Source organism: Spirosoma sp. KCTC 42546, assembly GCF_006965485.1.
GTDB lineage: Bacteria > Bacteroidota > Bacteroidia > Cytophagales > Spirosomataceae > Spirosoma.
The window spans coordinates 5,230,286-5,248,414 of record NZ_CP041360.1; the positions used below are offsets into that span (position 1 = coordinate 5,230,286).

Genomic DNA, 18,129 nt, shown 5'->3' on the forward strand with positions numbered 1-18,129 from the left:
AATGACAAAAAACGCAATTCCAAAAAACACAATTGAGTCAATTTAACCAGTATCATCAATGAGTATTTTAAACCAATTCAGCCTTGAAGGTAAAACGGCCTTGGTGACCGGGAGTAATACCGGATTAGGACAAGCGATGGCTATTGCGCTGGCCGAAGCTGGGGCCAATATTATTGGCACATCCAATTCCGGTGTCATCAACGGGGGAGACACCGAAAAAGCCGTCACGGCCCTTGGTCGCACGTTCGACGGGTATCAGGTTGATCTTTCAGATCGGGATGCTCTGTATCAGTTTATCAACGCCGTAAAAGCAGCCCATTCCATTGATATTTTAGTCAACAATGCGGGGACAATTCTGCGCAAACCCGTTGCCGAACACCCCGATGAATGGTGGGATAAGGTGATCGCGGTCAATCTAGATGCGCAATTTATTCTGGCCAGAGAGTTTGGGAAGGACATGATTGTCAGAGGGTCGGGCAAAATTATATTTACCTGTTCGCTATTGAGCTTCCAGGGCGGCATCAATGTGCCGGGTTATACCGCCAGCAAAAGTGCCGTAGCCGGTCTAGTTAAGGCATTTTCGAACGAATGGGCGTCTAAAGGCGTGAATGTGAATGGCATTGCACCGGGTTACATTGCCACCAACAATACCGAAGCCCTACGTGCCGATCCTGATCGGTCCAAATCGATTCTGGATCGTATTCCCGCCGGGCGCTGGGGCGAACCTAACGATTTCAAAGGGCCAATCGTATTCCTGGCCTCGGACGCAAGTGCCTATGTCCATGGCACCATCCTGACGGTCGACGGGGGCTGGATGGGGCGCTAGTCGGATTTGTGTAAAACAACCTCTTATTTGTGCATTTCGATTTGCCCGTTTAAATCCTATTTTTGCTACCGATTAGACAATTGGTAGTGATAATGGAAAAGGATTCGTTTTCAGGGTTGTTGAAAAGGGGTAGGACTGGATATACCATATCTCCAAGATATGGTATATCCAGTCCTACCCCTTTTCAACAACCTTTCTTTTTTCTTCTAACAAGCTTCGCTTGCCTCGTTACCATTGGCTTGCTACAAAGCTGCAACCGCGTGGAGAAACCCGCAGCCATTGCAAAGCTGGCGGATAAGCTTCCTGAAACCGTCGATTATAACCTCCACGTCAAGCCCATCCTTTCCGACAAATGTTTCTTTTGCCACGGCCCGGACAAAAACAGCCAGAAGGCAGGTTTAGAACTGGCTACGCCAGAAGGTGCCATGGCCGCGCTGAAAAAAGCCAAAGGCAAACACGCCATTGTACCCGGCGATCTGGCCAATAGTGAAGTTTATCACCGCATCATCACCGCCGATGAACATGAGATGATGCCGCCCAAAGCCTCGAACCGCGTTTTGTCGGATTACGAAAAAGCGGTGCTCATCAAATGGATTGAGCAGGGAGCCGAATACAAACCGCACTGGGCCCTCATTAAACCCCAGAAACTGGACTTGCCAACTGTGACTGACGCACGCTGGCCCAAAAACGGGATTGACAACTTCGTGCTCCAAAAAATGGAGGAAAAAGGATTAAAACCCGCTCCCGAAGCCGACAAAGAAACACTGCTCCGACGGGTCTCACTCGATCTTACCGGCCTCCCGCCTACCCTTGCCGAACTGGACGCTTTTCTGGCCGATACTTCACCAAACGCCTACGAAAAAGTGGTTAATCGGCTGTTGGAATCGCCCCATTACGGGGAGAAAATGGCCGTCGACTGGCTCGATCTGGCCCGTTATGCCGATACACATGGCTACACCGTTGACCGCTACCGACCTATGTGGCCCTGGCGCGATTGGGTCATAAAATCATTTAACCAGAATCAGCCGTTTAGCCAGTTTCTGACCTGGCAATTGGCGGGCGATCTCCTCCCCCAGCCCAGCCGCGAACAACGCCTGGCTACGGGCTTCAATCGCAACCATTCTCAAAATACGGAGGGCGGCATTATTAACGAAGAGTTTCGGGTGGAATACGTTGCCGACCGTACCAACACGTTGGGCACCGCCATGCTGGGCATAACCGTAGAATGCGCCCGCTGCCACGACCATAAGTTCGATCCTATTTCGCAGAAGGATTATTACAGCCTGTTTGCCTTTTTCAATAACGTAGACGAAGCCGGTCAAATCTCCTGGGACGATGCCATGCCCGTGCCCACAATGCTCCTCTCTGAGAAAAAACAGGACAGCCTGCTCACGTTTATCGACACTAAAATAAAATCGGCTGAAACCGCACTGAATCAAACGAAACAGGCCGAACAAACTGCTTTTACCCAATGGCAGGCAAACACTGGCAACAACATCGCGTTCGATCTACGTAAAGGTTTGCAGGCCCGGTTCACCTTTGATAAGCTGGTGGATGGAAAGTTTGTTAGTGACGTTTCATCCACCGACAAAGGCACTGTACTTGAGCCGGTTTTGGCAGCGGGCAAATTCGGCCAGGCGTTTCATTCCAATGGCGATGATATTCTGAACCTTGGCAAGGTGGGTGTTTTCAACCGGTCGCAGCCGTTTTCGATTGGTGTGTGGGTAAACATTCCCAACAACCTCAACAAAGGCGTCATTCTGCACAAAGGCCAGGGCGATATTCTGTATAATTTCCGGGGTTATTTTCTGAATATCCGCGATGGAAAAGCCGAACTCCTGATGGCCCACACCTGGCCTTACAACAGCATCATTAAGGTGAGCCAGCAACGGCTACCGAAGCAAACATGGGTTCAGTTGACGATGACCTACGATGGATCGAGTAAGGCATCTGGCCTGAAGCTCTACATCGATGGAAAAGAGGCCGCGATGGTGACCGAAAAAGATAATCTCTACAAAGACATCATCTGGCCCAAAGGCAAACATATGGGGAAAGATCAACCCGGTTTGCAGGTCGGGGCCGATATGCGGGGAACGGGTTTTAAGAATGGGCTGGTCGATGAACTGGTTGTGTACAGTCGTGAACTCACCGCGCCAGAAGTAGCTCTATTGCCCATATCAACGGGTGTTACGTCGCCTATACCAGTCAAAAAACCGGATACTAAGACCCTGTTTCCCTACTACTTAGCTAACGTATCGGCGTCTTATCAGCATCAACGCGATGAACTGCTGAAACTTCGGGCCGAGCGCAACCGGGTTGTCGAAGAGATACCGGAGATTATGGTGATGGAGGACATGAAAACACCGCGCCCTACCTACCTGCTCAAGCGGGGGGTGTACGATGCCCACGGCGAACGGGTTCGTCCTGATGTTCCCGCCAGTATCCTCCCCTTCTCACCCGAATTTCCCCGCAATCGGCTTGGCCTGGCGAAATGGTTGCTACACCCTGATAATCCACTCACAGCCCGCGTCGTGGTTAATCGCTACTGGCAGACTTATTTCGGAACGGGGCTTCAGAAATCGTCCAATAATTTCGGAAATCAGGGCGGCTTGCCCACCCACCCCGAACTACTCGACTGGCTGGCCATTAACTTTAGAGAGTCGGGATGGAATGTAAAGGCGATGCAAAAGCTGATCGTACTATCAGCAACTTATCGACAATCGTCCCGTGGCACGCGGGAAGGCCTGGCGAAAGATCCCGAAAACACCTGGTTATCACGTGGCCCACTGTCAAGACTAACCGCCGAAATGATTCGGGACAATGCGCTTGCGGCCAGCGGATTGCTGTCAACAAAAATGGGTGGGCCGAGCGTTAAACCCTACCAGCCCGAAGGTCTGTGGGCCGTCAACAGTGAAACGTATGAGCAGGACAAAGGCGAAGGTCTGTATCGGCGGAGTCTCTACACATTCTGGCGTCGGACAAACCCGCCCCCGAGTATGAATACCTTCGATGCGCCGTCCCGCAGCTACTGCGTGGTACAACGGCAGAAAACCAGTACGCCTTTGCAAGCGCTGATTCTGCTCAACGACCCTCAGTTTGTAGAAGCCGCCAAAGTGGTTGCCGAACGATCAATGAGCCAGTCCAAACCCCTACCGGACCGACTCATGGAGGTATTCCGGCTTTTGACCAGTCGGAAACCCCGGCCCAAAGAACTGGCGATTTTAACCCGACTCTACGAGCAGGAATACCAGACGTTCAGGAAAAGTCCGGCCAAAATGCAGGGCTGGTTGCAGGCTGGTGAGCATAAATCAACAGGCATTAGCGACCTACCAGCCTTAGCCGCCGGAGCCGTGGTAGCGAGTACAGTCATGAATTCGGAAGCGTTTGTGACGAAGCATTGAGAGCGCCATGTGTGGTGTAGTCTACACGTGATGTCGGTTACTTATAACCGACACAGCGAGGTTTCTTAAAACCTATTTGTACAAACAGTCGGTTTTGAGAAACCGCACTAAGTGTCAGGTTTAAGAACCTGACACCACACTCAACCAATATAGACGAACCAAAACCAATGACCAACAAACTAGCACAAACTCTGGCCGACACATTCAACCGGCGGTCGTTTCTGACCAAGGCTTCTATTGGCTTAGGCTCATTGGCCTTAGGTTCGTTGTTGCCGCGCAACCTATTCTCGACTCCGGGTCCAGAGTCAACGTTGCTGGTTCCGCATCGGGCACCGAAAGCCAAACGGATTGTGTATCTGTGCCAGAGTGGTGGGCCGTCGCAACTGGAGATGTTCGACTATAAGCCCTATCTGGAGAAAATGCACGGTAAAGACCTGCCCGCTTCGGTTCGGAAAGGACAGCGGCTAACGAGCATGAGTGCTCAGCAGTCGGTATTGCCGCTGGTGAGTTCGCCCTATAAATTTGCCCAGTACGGGAAAAGTGGGGCCTGGCTCAGCGAATTGATGCCCTACACAGGCAAGGTCGCGGATGAGTTGTGCTTCATTAAGTCGATGTACACCGAGCAGATTAACCATGACCCTGCGCTGACGTTTTTCCAAACGGGAAACCAGTTGGCCGGACGGCCCAGCATCGGTTCCTGGATCAGTTACGGGCTAGGCTCGGCCAACGAGAATCTGCCCTCCTTTATCGTACTGGTCTCGAATGATGCGCCTAAGGACCAGCCGCTCTACGCCCGGCTTTGGGGGAACGGCTTTCTGCCCTCCAAGCATCAGGGTGTGCAGTTTCGCTCGGGGGCCGATCCGGTATTGTACCTCAACAACCCGAACGGCTTCACCACCTCCGACCGACGCTATATGCTCGACGCCCTGAAAGATCTGAACCAGGTGCAGGAAGGAATTTACGGCGACCCCGAAGTGGCGAACCACATTGCCCAGTACGAAATGGCGTTTCGGATGCAAACGTCGGTGCCCGATGTCAACGATATGTCTGATGAACCTGATTGGGTATTTGACCTGTATGGCCCCGAAGCGCGTAATCCGGGAACCTTTGCCGCCAATTGCCTGATGGCCCGCCGATTACTGGAACGCGACGTCAAATTCGTGCAACTCTACCATCAGGGCTGGGACCAGCACGGCGATTTACCAAAAGGCATCGCCCGTCAATGTAAAGCTACCGACCAGGCATCGGCGGCCCTGGTACAGGACCTCAAACAACGGGGATTGCTGGACGATACGGTGGTCGTTTGGGGCGGAGAATTTGGCCGAACGAACTATTCGCAGGGGAAACTGACGAAAGACAATTACGGGCGCGACCATCACCCCCGCTGTTTCACGATCTGGATGGCCGGTGGCGGTATCAAACCCGGCATTACCTACGGCGAAACCGATGAGTTTGGGTATAATATCGCCCACAATCCGGTGCATGTACATGATTTCCAGGCAACATTGCTCCATCTGATGGGCATCGATCACGAGAAACTGGTTTACGAATTTCAGGGCCGACGCTTCCGATTGACGGATGTGGAAGGCAAGCTCGTGAAGGGAATTTTAGCGTAAACAATGGCCCGCAGATTATTCTGATTGTTATGATTTTCGCTGATAAAATCTTTTAAATTCATAACAATCATAATGATCTGCCGGGGCCGCCCGTGCGGTTCTATAAAACCTAAACCAACCATGACTCAAACTCGCAGAACCTTCCTTAAAAACTCGACTGCTTTGGCCGCCAGCACGATGGCCGTGAATCCCGTTGGCTACGCTCGAAATACCGATCATGAAATTATCGGGCATGGTGATTATCGGTATCGGGTCAATAAAGAATGGGGTGTCCTGGACCCGACTAAAACGCACGTTTTCAACTGCCACGAAATGGTCAAGGACTCGAAAGGTCGATTGATCATGATTAATGATGAGGTCAAAAATAATATTCTGGTGTACGATAAATCGGGAAAGTTGCTCGATTCCTGGGGAACGCGTTATCCCGGTGGTCATGGCCTCACACTGGCACCGGAAGGTGGTGAAGATGCGCTATTCATTACCGATTGCGGGTATTTTTTCGGGCGGGATAACAAGTGGCACGCGCAGTCGGGAGGGGTTTTCAAAACCACTGTTGATGGAAGTCTGATCTTTAGCATTGGCCACCCGTCGACCATTGGCGTGTACAAACCGGAGCAGAAATTCATGCCTACGGAAGTCGCGGTAGCCCCCAACGGTGATTTTTACGTGGCGGATGGCTATGGCTCCGATTACATCATTCAGTACAATCACCAAGGGCAATATATCCGTCATTTTGGCGGCCATGACAATAAGAATCCCGCTCACAACCTCAACAACGCCCACGGTGTAGCGGTCGATTTACGGCAACCCAATAACCCAAAACTCATCTGCACCTCCCGGGAAGACAACGCCTTTAAATTCTTCACCCTCGACGGCAACTACCTCGACACCGTTCAACTACCCGGCGCTTACGTTTGCCGCCCTGTCATCAACGGGGAAAACATCTTCGCAGGGGTTTGCTGGTCAAAATCACGGGAAACGGGCAAGCGGTTCGACAATTCGGGTTTCGTGACCATTCTGGACAAGAACAATCGGGTAATATCGAATCCGGGCGGAACACAGCCCGAGTACAAGAATGGGCAGTTACAGCAACTGTTTCAGGACGGGAACACCTTCTACCACGGCCACGACGTCTGCCTTGACGAAGATCATAATCTGTACGTTTGCCAGTGGAACGCCAACCGTACGTATCCGGTGAAATTGGAACGGGTGTAGTTGGTGCGGTGGTGTCGGGTTCTCAAACCAGTATTGTCCGAAATGTTTTTTCTTGTCGATTTGTTTTAAGTCTAAAAACCAATGAACACCGCCAAATTACCCGTAAAAACGCTGTTAGGCTATTTGCCGGATGAGGTGCTGGAAACATTAGCCCTAGACTATCAAGTCGATAAACACGTCAAAAAACTCCGCGGAGCCCTGGTTTTTAAGTTATTGCTCTATGGCGTTCTGACCACCAATGAGTTGAGTCTGAATGTACTTATGGCCCTGCTGGAAAAAGTGGGCATTCGCCACTTAATCGGCGTGGATGCTCACTTTACCACCAAACGAAACTCCTTAGCCGACCGGCTGGCTCAACTCGATTGTGGCTACCTGAAGGCTATTTTTAAGCAAGTTCTCAAGTTGGTCAACCAGCACTGGCCCACACCCACCGTCCAGGGCTATCAACTCCATCTGGTTGATTCAACCCTAGTGGCTTGTTCAGCCAAACTCTTGGGCCTGGGTATTCAACTGGGCCGTAAAGCCAACGATGAAACCCATCGTTATAAGCATATCAAATTTAGTATCGGCTATGATGGCTTAAAGCCCGAAACGATTCGATTTTATGATCAACAAACCCATGCCAGCGATGAAACACCCCTCAAAGAAACCATTGAATCGCTGGCTTTCTCGGCCAAAGATGTAGCCGTTTTTGACGCTGGGCTGCAAAATCGACTCACCTTTGAGCAGTTCAATAAGCCCCTGAGGAGAAACGTTTTTTTGTTACCCGCATCAAAGCCAACAGTCGTTACCAGCTTCTGGCTGAGCAGCGTATAGATAGCTCGACCGACACACTTGTCTTAGAGAAGGAGTCGTTGATCAAGCTCTATACGAGTTCGAATCGACTCCTTACGGACTCATTTCGCCTGATTAGTGCTCACCTACAAGACAAACCTGAGCAATCTTTGCTGTTTTTGACCAACCTGCCCGATTCGCTCAGCGCATTGGAGGTGAGTCAGATTTATCGACAGCGTTGGCAGATCGAGAAATTCTTTCGGTTCATCAAGCAGCAGATGAATTTTTCTCATTTTCTGTCCCGATCCTTTAACGGGATCAAAATCATGGCGTATGTGATGCTCATTGGCGCTATGTTGATTGGGTTATATGGTCGGTTTAATGATCGGCCTGGGTTCAAGATCAACAAATTGCTGTTTGTCTATGAACTCGAAGCTGATCTGGTCAAAACACTTATTGTAGCATGCCACGGGGAGCCAACCTTACTGGACGATGCCTTGAAAAAACATTTCGGACAATAATGGTTCTCAAACCCGACATTTTGCGTCAGCAATTGCGTCGGGTTTGAGAACCCGACACCACAATAATACCCGGACGTAGCCGTCCAGGCTACTTAGGCAAAATCACATCCTTAGCTCGTTCCTGCGGGGTTACGGTCAACTTCTCAACCTTACCATTCACGACACGGCCTTCTACAATGGTGTTGTAAGGCGCGTGTAGTTTGAATGTTACGTTCCAGTCCTTAGGCCAGGCGGGGAGCAGCCGGATGGTTTTTCCATCGGTTTGCATCAGCATTTCCTGCAAACCGATCATGGCCGAACCACCCCAGTTATGGTCGGGTGTCCAGTCGAAGCCGGGACCCCAGAACGTCGGGAATCGGTGCGATGAGTTTTTGAATTTCAGTTTGGTTAGGCTGGCGGCTTCTTCTGTAAGGCCCAGGCGAGCGGCAAAAATGTTATGCTGCCGCCAGCCAACGTGACTCCGGTATTTAACAACCAGTGTATCGTAGTTCCAGGTATTGATGGCTATGTCTAAATCGGGTTTCTCAAGGCCGTAAATGCCCCACGGATAGACGGGATACAGTTGTGGCGATTCGGAGTTTTGGATTCGGGCCCAGGCTACAGCGGGTGCTAATGTCTTATGTCCATCATAGTCCTGAAACGGAAGTGGTGGAATCCGTTTTAACATCGTTCCCCATTTTTCGCGCTGTTTCGTATCCAGGTACTTATCAGGCAGTTCCAGCATTCGGCCCAGAATTACCTTCAGGGCCGAAATCACCGTCGCCGAATTATAGGTCATTTTATACGTCTCGCAGGCTGAACTTGGGTACAGAATATAGTGTCCCTGTGCATCGAAAGGTCGGATTCCTCGTTTTTTCGCCAGTTGCTGGTAATGCTCATCATAAAACGTCAGGCAACTTTCAATGAATGGAACGTACTCGGCAATGTCGCGCCCCTCGTAGCGTTCGGTTTCCAGCATCATCAGGCAAAACTCGAACACGGTGTCCCATTCATACTCAAGCCAGGCGTTGTATTCCATGCCGGGATCGTAGCCGTCGGGGCGTTTCGTGCCGTATTCGGTGATATTCGGCAAGCCAAAATTTTCAATTTGTTCCGTAAAGCAGGCCCCATTATGCTGCCAGTACACCTGACTCCGAAGCTCGGCGTTGGTCTGATTCCGCAGGTAAAAATCGAACTGAGATTTAAGCATGTCGAAATCTCCGCTTTTCAGCATCGGATGGTAGACCAGCCGCTGATTCTGAGCCGTCATGGTGCCTCCGCCCCAAAGTCGAAAATCGGGCGAGTACGCGTATTTGGCATCGACGTATTCCGGGTCGAAGGTGAACAGGCCACCGTTAAATTTAGTCGGCCATTTTCCGTAGGCATTGCAGCCCAACTGATAGCGAAACAGTTGGTAATTTCGGGAGATCGCAGCCACTGCTGTGTCTTTGCTGTCAATCGAAATATAGCTCCGATTCCAGAATTGCAGCCACCAGTCGCGGCTGGTTTGCTGCGCTGTTTTCTTCGCCCGGTCAGCCTCGTTCATGATCCTGGTTAACCCAGCCTTCCACTCATCAAGCGTCGTAGTTTGGGCAACGTTAAGACCTATTTCTATCTCCTGCGAACGTACTGGTTTTGCGGTAGCGATCATCCAGGCCCTGAAAGGCGCGTGTGCATAGGTTCCCGTATCTATTCCAACGGGCTTCATACCATGCCCCCGCATCAACCCACCAAACGTGTTATTGATCAGCGGGTTAAACAACTTTCCTTTCACCGAGTCCATGCCTTCCAGCCGCACGGTATAATCGAAAATACTTTCGATGTCGTTCCGGTTTCGATGATAAAACAAGACATCGTTGCCCTGAAAAGCAATGGCATCCTTCCGTGTTATCACATCGAATTTCTGCGGGGCTTTGTAGGAGTTTGTTCTGAATTCGGTGCCTTGCACAACGTGGTCTTCGTATCGCCAGGATTCATAAGCGGCTGTGATACTAACGGGTTTGGCACTCTGTAGAGCCACATGCACCACGGACCGGAATACATCGACCCAGAGGTTCACTTGTGTATTGCCTCCGCTTATCGTTATGCCCCCTTCGGTCAGCTTTAGCTCCTGCTTAAAATCGGTTCCATTAAACGGGTTGGGCGATAATTTCAGCCGCACACGTCCGAGTTTGAGCATGGCGTTGTTCTCATCGAATGTGCCACTTCTGGATAAATAGAACAGAACATCTCCATTCTCCACCCACACGTTCAAGCCGATATCACCACCTCCACACGGCATCGACTCCGATGAGTTTTTACTTTGGCTCGTCCAGATTACGGGCTGCGCTAATCCAGGCAGATAACCAGCGAAAATCAGCAACAGGCTCCAGAGAATGTAGTTCATGGTGGAAGAAAAAAGGGTTTTGACAGGATTTACAGGATGAACAGGATTACGTCGGAACAATCAATCCTGTTCATCCTGTAAATCCTGTCAAAACCAATCTTTATCCTCTTTTTAAGCGATAAGGAATTGACTACAAAAATAGATCGATTTTATCCCATTAGTAAATTCATGATAACGGCTTTCTTTTACACGATTCCGACTTTCACTGTTTACCGACTCTTACTATCTGTGTTCGATATCATCAAAAGTTTGCAACTGAGCCTTCTGCATATGGGCTTTATCCAGTTGGATTCTCGCTGGCAGTACGACAACGTAATCAGCCCCTTCTCCCGGCTTTACCTGATTACGGCTGGCGAAGGTTGGGTTTTGCATAATGGCCAGAAGTTTATTCTGAAACCGGGCTATCTCTATCTTATTCCCAGCTTTACCTATAGCCGCTATCACTGCGACCAGTTTCTGGAACAGTATTACATTAGTTTCTTCGATGAATTACAGGAAGGTTTGTCGATTTACGACCTAAAATCAATGGCCTATGAGGTCGAAGCCAGTCCTATTGACTACGCACTGATGGAACGGCTTTTAGCCCAGAATCCCGGCCGAGCGATTACCGAATCGGACCCTAAGACCTATGATAATCGACCGGAAGTGTTGCCCTTTAATCAGCCGAAATCAACTCAGTCGATGAGTGCGTATGTTGAAACGCATGGTATCCTGCTCCAACTATTTTCCCGCTTTTTAGGCGCAGAGAACGATAAAGACCAACAGCGGGCCAAGGGGTTTCATCAACTAGCATCTGTCTTGCAATACATCGAAAGTCATCTCCACGAAAAATTAACCGTGGAGCAACTAGCCCGAAAGGCGAACTTGAATGCTGATTATTTCTCTCGCTTATTTCTGAGCATTGTGGGCATCCGCCCAATGGATTATCTGATCAACAAACGATTAGAGCGGGCACAACGCCTGATGATGACTTCCTCGATGGCCCTGAAAAGCGTTGCCGAATCGGTTGGCATTCCGAGTATCTATTACTTCTCCCGGCTGTTTAAACGTCGATTTGGTAGTCCACCCGGTCAGTATCGCGAAACGGCCTGGCATATGTAGACCCCTAACCCAGCTAGTACAGACGCATCAAGTAGCTAGCAAAGACAAAAGCCTTTACTAGTCAATGAAGACGTTATTCTCCCTACTCACAGCCGTACTCTTCGCCGTTCCGGCCTTTGCTCAAAGCCCAGTTCCATTAAAATTATGGTATGATAAACCCGCCAATACCGTCTGGACCGATGCCCTGCCCGTTGGTAATGGCCGATTGGGTGCTATGGTTTACGGCAACGTAGCCAATGAGACGATTCAATTAAATGAAAGCACGGTCTGGACAGGCAGTCCCAACCGCAACGATAACCCCGATGCCTTGGCTTCCCTGCCCGAAATCAGGCAGTTAGTCTTCGCCGGAAAACAGCGGGAAGCGCAGAAACTGGCCGAACAGACGATGCAGTCAAAAAAATCGAACGGGCAGATGTATCAGCCTGTGGGTAATTTACGGTTGCACTTTCCCGGTCACGAAACCTATACTAACTATTACCGTGAACTAGATATTGAGAACGCCATAGCAACAACTACCTATACGGTTAATGGCGTAAACTACACCCGTAATGTGTTTGCCTCTGTGCCGGCTCAAACAATCCTGGTTCGGCTGTCGGCAGATAAAACCGGAATGATTTCGTTTACGGCGGGCTTATCGACTTTGCAGAAAAATGCGATTATCGCCACTCAAAAAAACGGGCTGGTCATCAATGGCATGACGGCAGGCCATGAAGGTGTGGACGGAAAGGTTCGATTCAACGGCATTGCGCATATCCAAACCGAAGGCGGTACCTTATCAATCACCGATTCGACCCTTCAGGTTCGACAGGCGAACTCGGCCCTGATCACGATTTCCATCGCCACTAATTACGTGAACTATCACGATCTGAGCGCTGATGCCATTAAACGGTCTGAAAAATACCTGGCTGCTGCCACAAAACAGCCCTATCTGCAAGTACTGAACGAACATATACGTGCCTACCAAACGTATTTCAACCGGGTAAAAATCGATCTCGGCAGCACAGATGCGATTCGTAAACCTACGGATGTACGGCTGAAGGAATTTGCCAAGGCCAACGATCCGCAACTGGTAAGCCTGTATTATCAGTTTGGTCGGTATTTACTCATTTCATCCTCACAGCCTGATGCCACCCTGCATACCGGCGACGGCTTACATACGCAACCCGCTACGCTGCAAGGGCTCTGGAACGACCGCATGGACCCGCCCTGGGACAGTAAGTACACCATCAATATCAACACCCAGATGAATTACTGGCCTGCCGAAAAAACCAACCTGAGCGAGATGCACGAGCCTTTGTTGCAGATGGTCCGGGAGCTTGCCGAAACAGGACCGGAAACCGCACGAGTCATGTATGGAGCCAGAGGTTGGATGGCCCACCACAATACGGATTTATGGCGAATTACCGGCCCGGTCGATGCCATTTACTGGGGCGTATGGAGCATGGGCGGAGCCTGGCTTTCGCAACACTTATGGGAGCGGTATCTGTATTCCGGCGATAAAAAATACCTGGCATCAATCTATCCGATTTTGAAAGGTGCTGCCACCTTTTTTGTCGATGATCTGGTAGAAGATCCCAAACGCAAGTACCTGGTCATCAACCCTGGCACGTCGCCTGAAAATGCGCCGGATTTCCGAAAAGGGGTTTCATTCGATGCGGGCTGCACAATGGACAATCAGATTGTATACGATATGCTGACAGTAGCCATGCGGGCCGCCCGGACATTGAACAAGGATGACCGATTTGTTGACACCTTACTTGCCGTTCGGCAGCGGCTCCCGCCCATGCAAATAGGTCAGCATGGCCAGTTGCAGGAATGGATTGAGGATTTAGACGACCCAAAGGACAAACATCGGCACATTTCTCACCTCTACGGCCTATTCCCTTCGCAGCAGATTTCTCCCTACCGAAACCCGGACTTATTCAGTGCGGCCCGAACAACGCTTATCCAGCGCGGGGATATTTCGACCGGCTGGAGCATGGGCTGGAAAGTAAACTGGTGGGCACGGATGCAGGATGGTAATCATGCTTACAAACTAATTCAGAACCAGCTTACGCCCGTTGGCCTCAACGAAGGCGGAGGTGGTACGTACAACAACCTGTTCGATGCCCATGCGCCTTTTCAGATCGACGGTAATTTTGGCTGCACATCAGGCATTACCGAAATGCTGATGCAAAGTCACGAAGGTGCCATTCATCTCCTCCCCGCCTTGCCTGACGGCTGGAGAAATGGCCATATTTCGGGAATTAGAGCGCGGGGGGGATTCGAGATTGTCTCACTGGAATGGAAAGATGGCAAAGTGGCTAAAGTGGTTATCAAGTCAAATCTGGGTGGTAACTGTCGCCTGCGTTTGCCTAACTCTCTACGTGCAGATGGCCTTGAAGTTGCTCTGGCGCAGGGGCCTAACCCAAATCCACTCTACGCCATTGATGGCATTCCCAAACCGCTGATTTCACCCAAAGCAACGGCGATTCAACCCGTTGTTATTGCCGAAACTCAGTTGGTTGAATTCGATACGCAAGCCGGGAAAAGTTATACGTTGGTGAATGCAGGTACTGGCGGCAATAAATAAGGAAAAGGCCATGGAACGATACAAACCATCTATAAACCGCTTTATCCTAGTCTGTTACCTGCTCATTTCAGCCGCCTTTGCATGGGCACAAACCACTGCGCCTTTCCCGAAAGATACCAGGCGTATCCTGTTCCTGGGGAATAGCATTACGTATGCGGGTACGTATGTCACAGCTATTGAGGCTTATTTTATTGCCCACTATCCAACCCAATCCTTCGAATTCATCAATGTTGGTCTGCCAAGCGAAACGGTCTCCGGCCTGAGTGAACCGAATCATGCCGATGGCCGATTCCCCCGCCCTGATCTGCACGAACGGCTGGCCAGAGTACTGGAACAAACCAAGCCCGATGTCGTTTTTGCCTGCTATGGCATGAACGATGGCATTTATCTCCCACTTGATGAAGCGCGCTTCCGTCCTTACCGCGAAGGCCAGAAATGGCTCCATACCGAACTGGAGAAGATAGGCACCAAACGGATTATCTTCCTGACTCCCCCCGTTCACGATGATAAAAATATGGGCACACAAGGATATAACCTGACCCTGGACAAATACGCCGAATGGCTGCTCGCACAACGGGATTCATTAAAATGGGAAGTGGCAGACATTCATTTCCCCATGAAGCGTTATCTGGAAGAAAAGCGAAAGATAGACCCTTCTTTTAAGCTGGCCAACGATGGTGTTCACCCCGGCGACGAAGGCCACTGGCTAATGGCACAAGCGGTATTAAACTACCTCGGCGAGAACGTAGCGACTGCGCCGGATATACGAACTACGCTATTGGTCAACCCTCATGGGGAAGACATCCTGAAGCTGGTAAGCGAACGACAAGCCATTATGAAAGATGCCTGGCTTAGTGCTACAGGCCATAAGCGCCCTGAAATGCGCCAGGGAATTCCACTAACAGAAGCCCAAAAACGTTATGATGAATTGGAGGAAAAAATTCGGTCGGTGGTAAAATAGAGATAACCACAACAAGACCTCAAACCCGATGTGCTGAGTATATTAATCGGCATTAAGGATGGCATTCACCCAACCGTATTCGCCCAGGAGCTGATGGCACGGGAATGGCTAAAACAGGTAAGTACACGGCTGAAACTCCTGAAGAAATATCGGTAAGTTAAGTGAATGGATAGTGAGTAATGGATAATTGATAATGTACAATGAATAATGGACAGCCTCAACATATCCATTATCCACTATTCATTATCCACTATCCATTACTCATTATCCATTATCCATTATCCATTCACGTGTTGGGAACCGTATTTGGGTTTAAAGCGATTGTAACAGCATATCAGCAATAACCAATCATGGAATTAGGAATCAGTAGTTTTGGCGATGTCAGGCCGGATGGCGTAGCCGGTAAAGCGGTGAATGCGCATCAGCGTATGCAGGAGCTTCTCGAAGAAATAAAATTGGCCGATGAAGTTGGTCTGGATGTCTTTGCCCTGGGGGAACACCACCGCCCCGATTTTGTTATTTCCGCTCCCGAAGTGATTCTGGCCGCTGCGGCTTCGATCACCAAAACAATAAAGCTTTCCAGCGCCGTTACGGTACTAAGTTCTGCCGATCCGGTCAGGACATTTCAGAACTTTGCCACGCTGGATCTTATTTCGAATGGACGGGCCGAAATTATGGCTGGGCGCGGGTCATTCATTGAATCCTTCCCGTTATTTGGCTATGATTTACGGGATTATGACGAGCTGTTCACCGAAAAACTGGATCTGCTGGTTACTATCAATCAGCACGAAGTTGTCGACTGGGTCGGTAAACATAGGGCTTCCATACAGCATCTGGGCGTTTATCCTCGCCCTTATCAGGAGTCGATACCCATATGGCTGGCGGTAGGCGGTACACCTGCATCGGCCGTTCGGGCTGGCACCATGGATCTACCCATGACCGTAGCTATTCTGGGCGGCCCGCCAGACCGGTTCGTTTCGTTTGTCAACCTATATCGGCAGGCGGCTCAACGAGCAGGGCATGATGTGAGCAAACTTCAACTGGCCATCAATTCTCATTTTTATATGTCCGACGAATCGCAACAGGCTTCGGACGAGTTTTTCCCGACTTATGCTCTGCTGATGAATCGGGTTGGAAAAGAACGCGGCTGGTCACCCATTACCAGAGATCAGTTTGAGTACGGTCGCGAATACGGGCCACTGATGGTGGGCAGCCCTCAGCAACTTATTGACAAGATTCTGTACTTTCATGAATTGTTCGGCAATACCCGTTATCTGGCTCAGATGATCAGTGGACCCGATCTCTCGCATACCAAAATGCTCCACGCCATCGAACTATTCGGCACCAAAGTAGCGCCCGAGGTTCGGAAGGCACTGGCGCAGAAAACAACGATAGACCGCTGATTATCATGTTTTTTATGATGAGTGATGATTTAAAAATAATGGCAAAAAATCATGATCAATCAAAAGGATCATAACAATCAGCGTTCTATCATCCCAGTTTAACCTTACCTCCCGGAATGCTAAAAACAGTCCTTCTCTATTCTCTGCTTTATGGGGTAGCCCTGCCCCTGCTTGCCCAGAAGCACCCGTTGCCCGATCCACTGATTCTCAATAATGGCAAACGGGTAACCAGTGCGAACGAATGGCGATCTCAACGACGACCGGAATTACTGGAACGCTTTGCGAATGAGATGTATGGGCACTCGCCCAGTAAACCATCGGGTATGACGTTCGAGGTATTTGATACGGACCCAAAAGCACTGAGAGGAAAAGCAACGCGGAAACAGGTGGCCGTCTATTTTAATGGAAAGCATGAAGGTCCCCGAATGGATGTGTTGATCTACATTCCCAATCAGGTGAAAGGGCCCGTTCCAGCCATCGTCGGGTTGAATTTTTGGGGTAACCACAGCATTAATTCCGATCCCGGCATTCGCATTTCGCCAAGCTGGATGGAGTCGAACCGGGGGAATCCGTACATTGATGTTTCCTGTGTAGTCAACCACCGATCAACCGAAGCCTGCCGGGGCATCAATGCTCGCCAATGGCCCATCGACAGTATTTTGGAACGGGGATATGCGCTCGTGACCGCTTACCGGGAAGACATTGCGTCTGATGAACCGGCCACGAAGTTCACAACGGGCGTTCATACGCTGTACCCTGAACTCCAGAATCGGGGGGATAATTTTGGAACGGTTGCCGCCTGGGCGTGGGGCTTGAGTCGGATTATGGATTATGTGCAAACCGATAAACGTATTGATGCCAAACGGGTCGCCGTCTTTGGCTGGTCGCGACTGGGCAAAGCGGCTCTTTGGGCAGGCGTTACCGATGAACGGTTTGCACTGGTTATCAGCCATGAATCGGGGGCAGGCGGTGCCAAACTGTTCCATCGGGGCGTAGGCGAAAACATCCGGCGGCTCTGCACGGTATTTCCGCACTGGTACGCGGGTAATTTCAAAAAGTACATGGATCAGGATACGCTTCTCCCTTTCGACCAGCACCTGGTAATCTCCCTGGTTGCTCCTCGACCGGTCTATATTGCCAGTGCCGAGCAGGACAAAGGCTCTGACCCGGAAGGCGAATTTGACGGTGCGAAAGCCGCCAGTGCAGTCTACCAATTTCTAGGAACGACAGGATTACCAACGGCTCAATTACCGCCTTTACAACAGTCTGTGCAAGGGCAAATCGGTTATCATATCCGTCCCGGTGGTCATGACGTTACCAACTACGACTGGGCACAGTACTTAGACTTTATGGATAAACATATCAAAAAGTAAC

Annotated in this window: 13 protein-coding genes; 12 read left to right on the plus strand and 1 reads right to left on the minus strand. The window is 50.2% G+C overall.

Annotated elements, in window-relative coordinates:
* Positions 1-58: 58 nt before the first annotated feature.
* From EXU85_RS21505 to EXU85_RS21530, 6 genes are all read left to right on the plus strand, one after another.
* On the plus strand, positions 59-826 hold the full coding sequence (locus EXU85_RS21505; protein WP_142774063.1) for an SDR family oxidoreductase: 768 nt from the start codon (positions 59-61) through the stop codon (positions 824-826).
* Positions 827-1,086: 260 nt separating this feature from the next.
* Entirely contained in the window at positions 1,087-4,227 is a 3,141-nt protein-coding gene (locus EXU85_RS21510; RefSeq protein WP_246859184.1) for a DUF1553 domain-containing protein, read from the plus strand.
* Between the two features lie 167 nt (positions 4,228-4,394).
* The gene (locus EXU85_RS21515) at positions 4,395-5,843 is read left to right on the plus strand and encodes a DUF1501 domain-containing protein (protein WP_142774065.1); all 1,449 of its coding nucleotides are present in this window, start codon (positions 4,395-4,397) and stop codon (positions 5,841-5,843) included.
* Between the two features lie 120 nt (positions 5,844-5,963).
* Positions 5,964-7,058 carry a 6-bladed beta-propeller gene (locus EXU85_RS21520; protein WP_142774066.1) on the plus strand — a complete coding sequence of 365 codons (1,095 nt, stop codon included), beginning with the start codon at positions 5,964-5,966 and terminating at the stop codon, positions 7,056-7,058.
* An 81-nt stretch (positions 7,059-7,139) separates the two neighbouring features.
* Positions 7,140-7,874, plus strand: a complete 735-nt coding sequence (locus EXU85_RS21525) for a hypothetical protein (protein WP_142773439.1) — start codon at positions 7,140-7,142, stop codon at positions 7,872-7,874.
* Positions 7,856-8,353 carry a transposase gene (locus EXU85_RS21530; RefSeq protein ID WP_246859644.1) on the plus strand — a complete coding sequence of 166 codons (498 nt, stop codon included), beginning with the start codon at positions 7,856-7,858 and terminating at the stop codon, positions 8,351-8,353. Before EXU85_RS21525 ends, EXU85_RS21530 begins: the two co-directional genes overlap by 19 nt.
* A gap of 88 nt (positions 8,354-8,441) precedes the next feature.
* On the opposite strand, the gene EXU85_RS21535 is transcribed toward EXU85_RS21530, so the two are convergent.
* A complete protein-coding gene (locus EXU85_RS21535) occupies positions 8,442-10,718 on the minus strand; it encodes a DUF5703 domain-containing protein (RefSeq protein WP_142774068.1) in 2,277 nt (758 codons plus the stop codon).
* A 168-nt stretch (positions 10,719-10,886) separates the two neighbouring features.
* On the opposite strand from EXU85_RS21535, the gene EXU85_RS21540 reads away from it, so the two are divergent.
* From EXU85_RS21540 to EXU85_RS21565, 6 genes are all read left to right on the plus strand, one after another.
* Entirely contained in the window at positions 10,887-11,819 is a 933-nt protein-coding gene (locus EXU85_RS21540) for an AraC family transcriptional regulator (RefSeq protein ID WP_246859185.1), read from the plus strand.
* A 64-nt stretch (positions 11,820-11,883) separates the two neighbouring features.
* Positions 11,884-14,391 (plus strand): glycoside hydrolase N-terminal domain-containing protein, encoded by a 2,508-nt coding sequence (locus tag EXU85_RS21545; RefSeq protein ID WP_142774069.1) that lies wholly within the window; start codon positions 11,884-11,886, stop codon positions 14,389-14,391.
* Between the two features lie 10 nt (positions 14,392-14,401).
* Positions 14,402-15,352: an SGNH/GDSL hydrolase family protein gene (locus EXU85_RS21550; protein ID WP_142774070.1), complete on the plus strand. Its 951-nt coding sequence runs from the start codon at positions 14,402-14,404 to the stop codon at positions 15,350-15,352.
* A gap of 30 nt (positions 15,353-15,382) precedes the next feature.
* Entirely contained in the window at positions 15,383-15,508 is a 126-nt protein-coding gene (locus EXU85_RS36010) for a hypothetical protein (protein WP_256365994.1), read from the plus strand.
* Positions 15,509-15,702: 194 nt separating this feature from the next.
* Positions 15,703-16,755 carry an LLM class flavin-dependent oxidoreductase gene (locus EXU85_RS21560; protein ID WP_142774071.1) on the plus strand — a complete coding sequence of 351 codons (1,053 nt, stop codon included), beginning with the start codon at positions 15,703-15,705 and terminating at the stop codon, positions 16,753-16,755.
* 116 nt (positions 16,756-16,871) lie between these two features.
* Positions 16,872-18,128 carry a S9 family peptidase gene (locus EXU85_RS21565; protein ID WP_142774072.1) on the plus strand — a complete coding sequence of 419 codons (1,257 nt, stop codon included), beginning with the start codon at positions 16,872-16,874 and terminating at the stop codon, positions 18,126-18,128.
* Position 18,129 lies beyond the last annotated feature (1 nt).